Source organism: Streptomyces sp. AcH 505 (genome assembly GCF_000818175.1).
GTDB lineage: Bacteria > Actinomycetota > Actinomycetes > Streptomycetales > Streptomycetaceae > Streptomyces.
The window spans coordinates 5,169,349-5,174,898 of the sequence record NZ_JTIY01000001.1 but is presented as its reverse complement, the minus strand read 5'-3'; the positions used below and the strand labels follow the sequence as shown (position 1 = coordinate 5,174,898).

The 5,550-nt window shown below is 70.5% G+C and carries 1 protein-coding gene; it reads right to left on the bottom strand.

Features of this window, described 5'->3' with window-relative positions:
* The coding region (locus HY68_RS23575; protein WP_041996946.1) for a type I polyketide synthase at positions 1 to 5,550 on the bottom strand (5,550 nt) is incomplete at both ends.

Sequence of the window (5,550 nt, the reverse complement as noted above, 5' to 3'; positions counted from 1 at the left end):
CGGCATCGACATCCGCCGTCGTCAGACCGGCGTTGGCCAGCGCCTGCCGGATCACGCGCTGCTGCGACGGACCGTTCGGCGCCGTCAGACCATTACTCGCACCGTCCTGGTTGACCGCCGAGCCGCGCACCACGGCCAGCACAGGGTGACCGCTCCGCCGAGCGTCCGACAGCCGCTCCACGAGCAGCATGCCCGCACCCTCGGCCCAGCCCGCGCCGTCCGCCGAAGCGGAGAACGCCTTGCAGCGGCCGTCGACAGCGAGCCCACGCTGCCGGGAGAACTCCACGAACATGCCCGGTGTCGCCATCACCGTCACACCGCCGGCCAGCGCCATGTCACATTCGCCGGACCGCAGCGCCTGCACCGCGAGGTGCAGTGCCACCAGCGACGACGAGCACGCCGTGTCCACCGTCACCGCAGGACCCTCGAAACCGAAGGTGTACGACACCCGGCCCGACACGAGGCTTCCGCCGCTGGTGGATCCCTGGGCGACGCCGAGTCCGTAGTCGTGGTACATCAGCCCCGCGAACACACCCGTACGGCTGCCGCGTGCCGACCCGGGATCGATACCCGCCCGCTCGAACGCCTCCCACGAGGTCTCCAGCAGCAACCGCTGCTGCGGGTCCATCGTCTGTGCCTCGCGCGGCGAGATCCCGAAGAAGCCCGGGTCGAACTCCCCCGCGTCGTAGAGGAATCCACCACGCCGGGTGTACGTCCTGCCGGGTGTGCCCGGCTCCGGGTCGTAGAGCTTCCCGATGTCCCAGCCTCGGTCGGTCGGGAAGTCCGACACGGCGTCGCGGCCGTCCACGACCAATTGCCAGAGGTCATCGGGCGAGGCGACCCCGCCCGGGTACCGGCAGGCCATTCCGACGATGGCGATCGGCTCGTCGTCCGCCAGGCGTGTGGCCACCGTCGTTGATGCGGATCCTGGTGCGGTTCCGGCGAGTTCGGCGGCGATGTGCTCGGCCACGGCATGGGACGTGGGGTAATCGAAGACCAGCGTGGCCGGCAGCCGCAGCCCGCTTGCCGCGTTGAGTTCGTTGCGCAGTTCCACGGCGGTCAGTGAGTCGAAGCCGAGGTCCCGGAAGGCCCGGTCGCCTGGGACCTCGTCCAGCGAGCCGTGCCCGAGTACGGACGCGGCCTTCTCCCGTACCAAGTCCTTCACCAGCCGCGTGCGTTCGGCTGCATCCAGGCCTAGCAGACGCTGTGCGAGCGCCGAGGAACCTCCCCGTGCGGTGCCTGCTCGCGCGGCCTGTCGTACGCGACCGCGCACCAGCCCGCGCAGCAGCGTCGGTACGGCGTCGCCCCGCGCCCGCAGGGCCCCCGCGTCGACCCGTATCGGGACCAGCGTCGCCGTGTCCGCGCGCAGCCCGGTGTCAAAGGCCGCCAGGCCCTCGTCCACGGACAGCGCCGGCAGACCCTGGCGGCGCATCCGCTCCAGATCGGCGTCGGTCAGGAACTGGGCCATGCCCGTGGGAGCCTGCCAGAGCCCGTACGCGAGGGACGTGGCCGCGAGCCCGTGCGCCCGGCGGTGCTGGGCGAGCGCGTCCAGGAAGACGTTCGCCGCCGCGTAGTTGCCCTGTCCTGCCGCGAGGACCAGCCCACCGGCGGACGAGAACAGCACGAACGCCTTGAGGTCCAGCTCACGGGTCAGCTCATGAAGATGCCAGGCCGCGTCCGCCTTCGGACCGAACACACCGTCCAACCGCTCCGGCGTCAACGAACCCACCAGCCCGTTGTCACCCACACCCGCCGCATGCACGACGGCCGCCAGCGGATGATCAGCGGATATCCCGCCAACCAGCCCTGCCAGAGCCTCCCGATCGGTCACATCACACGCGACCACAGCCACCTCGGTGCCGTACTCGGCCAGCTCCGCGATCAACTCCCCCGCACCAGGAGCATCCGCACCACGCCGACTCGCCAGCACCAGATGACGCACGCGGTGCTCAACCACCAAGTGTCGAGCCACCATTGCGCCCAGACCACCCGTGCCACCGGTGACCAGCACCGTCTCTTCCGATGTGAACACCACATCCCGTTCACCGGAGACAACGGCCCGGGACAGCCGTGGCACCCGCACCTCGCCACCGCGTACGGCTGCTTCCAGCTCGCCCGATGCCACTACGGCAGACAGCAGTTGCCGCTGGGACTCCTCGCTGCCGTCCACGTCCGCGTCCACGAGCACGAAGCGGCCCGGATTCTCGGCCTCTGCCGCCCGTACGAGCCCCCATACCGCGGCCTGTACCGGATCGGCGTCCCCGGCCGCGTCCACGGCCACCGCACCGCACGTGACCACCACCAGACGGGAGGACGCGAACCGCTCGTCCACCAACCACTCCTGCACCGCCGCCAGTACCCCGTACGTGGCCCTGCGCAGCGCCGCCGGAACACCCGACTCGGCATCGACGGACTCGACCACATACAGCGCGGCTTCGGGCGTGGCCTCGCCCGCGCCGACCGCCGCCTTCGCCGTCTCCAGATCGGCAAGGTCGTGCGCTGTCACGGCGTCCGCCGACTGGAGCACGGCCCAGTCCATCCGGAAGAGCGTGTCGGTCCGCCCCTTGGCCGCGGCGAGCTGGTCGGCGGACACCGGCCGTGTGGCGAGCGATCCGACCGACAGGACCGGTACCCCGGTGGTGTCGGCGATCGTCATCGCCACGGAGTTCCCCTGCGACTCCGAGATGTGCACGCGCACGGCGGTCGCCCCTGCGGCATGCAGACTCACGCCGGCCCAGGAGAACGGCAGGACCGTGCGCGCGTCCCCGTTCCGGTCGTCGCCGCCGTCGAGCAGCAGCGAGTGCATGGCGGCGTCGAGGAGCGCAGGATGCAGCCCAAAGCGCGCGGCATCGGCGAACGCCTGATCCGGCAGTTCGACCTCGGCGAACACGTCGCCCTGACGCCGCCACACGGCCTTCAGTCCCTGGAAGACCGGTCCGTACTCGTAGCCCCTGTCCAGCAGCGAGTCGTACGCGCCGGTCACGTCGACCACGGTCGCTCCGGCGGGCGGCCACTGCTCCAGGTCCGCAGCGGACTGCGGCACCGCACTGGTCAGTACACCTTCGGCATGCTGGGTCCACGGCCCGGCCGCGTCGCTCTCTTCCCGCGAGTGAATCGCCACGGGCCTGCCGCCGGAGGCATCGGCGCCACCGACAACGACCTGGATCTGGAGACCACCTACGGCCGGCACCATCAGCGGTGCCTGCAAGGTCAGTTCCTCCAGCACCGTGCACCCGGCCTCCTGCCCGGCCCGAACCGCCAGCTCCAACAGCCCGGTGCCCGGGAGCAGAACGTTTCCGAGGACGTTGTGGTCGGCGAGCCAGGGGTGGGTGGACAGCGCGAGCCGTCCGGTGAGGGTGAGGTGGTCGCCGTCCGGGGAGGGCACAGCGGCGGTGAGGAGGGGATGGTCGATGGCGTTCTGGCCGGCGGTTGTCACGTCGCCGGTCGTGATGGCGGACTTCAGCCAGTAGTGCTGGTGCTGGAAGGCGTAGGTGGGGAGTTCGAGGTGACGGAGGGGGGTGCGGGCGAAGTACGTTGCCCAGTCGACGCGAACGCCACGGGTGTGGAGGGTGGCGAGGGCTTCGACCACGGCGCGTGTCTCGTCGCGGTCCTTGCGGACGGCGGGAACGAAGGCGGTGTTCTCGTCACCGTCGAGGGTCTGCTGGGCGAGGCCGGTCAGAACACCGTCAGGGCCGACCTCGACGAAGAGCCTGGCGCCAGTCGCACGAGCAGCTGTCACCCCGTCGGCGAAACGAACTGCCTCACGGACGTGCCGCACCCAGTAGTCGGGGGTGCTGAGCTGCCCCTCCTCGGCTAGCTGCCCGGTGACGTTGGAGATCACCGGGATCGCCGGCTCTGCGTAGGTCAGGCTCTCGGCGACCTGCCGGAACTCCGCCAGCATGGGGTCCATCAGCGGCGAGTGGAACGCGTGCGAGACACGCAATCTGCGCGTCCGGATCTCGCGACCGGCCAGTACCTGACCGATCTCCTCAACCGCCGACTCCGCACCGGAGATGACGACAGCGGCGGGTCCGTTGACGGCCGCCATGCTCACCTCGTTCTCGCGGCCCTCCAGCAGCGGGAGAATATCCGTCTCGGGTGCGGCCACGGCGAGCATGGCACCGCCGCTCGGCAGGGCCTGCATCAGCCGGGCACGAGCCGCCACCAGACGACTGGCGTCCTCAAGGGAGAACACCCCAGCCACATGTGCGGCTGCCAACTCACCGATGGAGTGTCCGGCCAGTACGTCCGCTGTGATGCCGTACGAACTGAGGAGCCGGTACAGGGCCACTTCGAAAGCGAACAGTGCAGGCTGCGTCATCCCGGTCTCGTTCAGCAGCCCGGCCAGGTCCGAGCCTGGCTCCGCGTGGACGACGTCCCGTACCGGGTGCGCCAGCAGCGGATCCAGAACCCCACACACCTCATCCCAGGCGGCAGCGAACACCGGGAACGAGGAGGCCAGTTCGCGACCCATGCCCAGCCGCTGACTCCCCTGCCCGGCGAACAGCAGTGCCAGCTTCCCGCCCGCACCACTGCCGGTCACCACACCAGCAGCCGACGCCCCGGACGCCAGCGCCGCCAAACCTGCCAGCAGCTCGTCCCGGCCGGCGCCGACCACTACCGCCCGCTCGTCCAGCACCGTCCGCGAAGACACCAACGCGCGGCCCACCGCTGCGACATCCGCTTCCGGAGCATCCTCCGCCCACTCCCGCAGACGGGCCGCCTGGCCACGCAGCGCCTCCGGGTTCCGCGCCGACATCACCCACGGCACCAGCGACAGGGCCGGCCCGTCAGCCGCACCCTCAGCCTCCACAGCCGCGTCCACCAACTCGCCCTGCTCAATGACCACATGGGCGTTTGTGCCGCTCACACCGAACGACGAGATTCCGGCGCGTCGCGGACGCTCCGGCGCTTCCCAATCCCGGGACTCGGTCAGCAGCTCGACGGCGCCCGCTGTCCAGTCCACGTGCGGCGACGGCGCGTCCACGTGCAGCGTCTGCGGCAGCACACCGTGCCGCATCGCCATCACCATCTTGATGATGCCGCCCACACCCGCAGCCGCCTGGGTATGACCGATGTTGGACTTCAACGACCCCAGCCACAGCGGCCGGTCCTCCGATCGCCCCTGCCCGTACGTCGCCAGCAGCGCCTGCGCCTCGATCGGGTCACCCAGCGTCGTCCCCGTACCGTGCCCCTCGACCGCGTCGACATCGGCCGTCGTCAGGCCCGCATTCGCCAGCGCCTGGCGGATCACCCGCTGCTGCGAAGGACCGTTCGGCGCCGTCAGACCATTACTCGCACCGTCCTGGTTGATCGCCGACCCGCGCACCACCGCCAGGACCGGATGACCGTTCCGCCGTGCGTCCGACAGCCGCTCCACGAGCAGCATGCCGACGCCCTCACCCCAGCCGGTGCCATCGGCACCTGCGGCAAACGCCTTGCACCGGCCGTCCACCGACAACCCCCGCTGCCGGGAGAACTCGATGAAGGTCCCCGGCGTGGCCATCACCGTCACACCGCCGGCCAGCGCCATGTCGCACTCACCCGAGC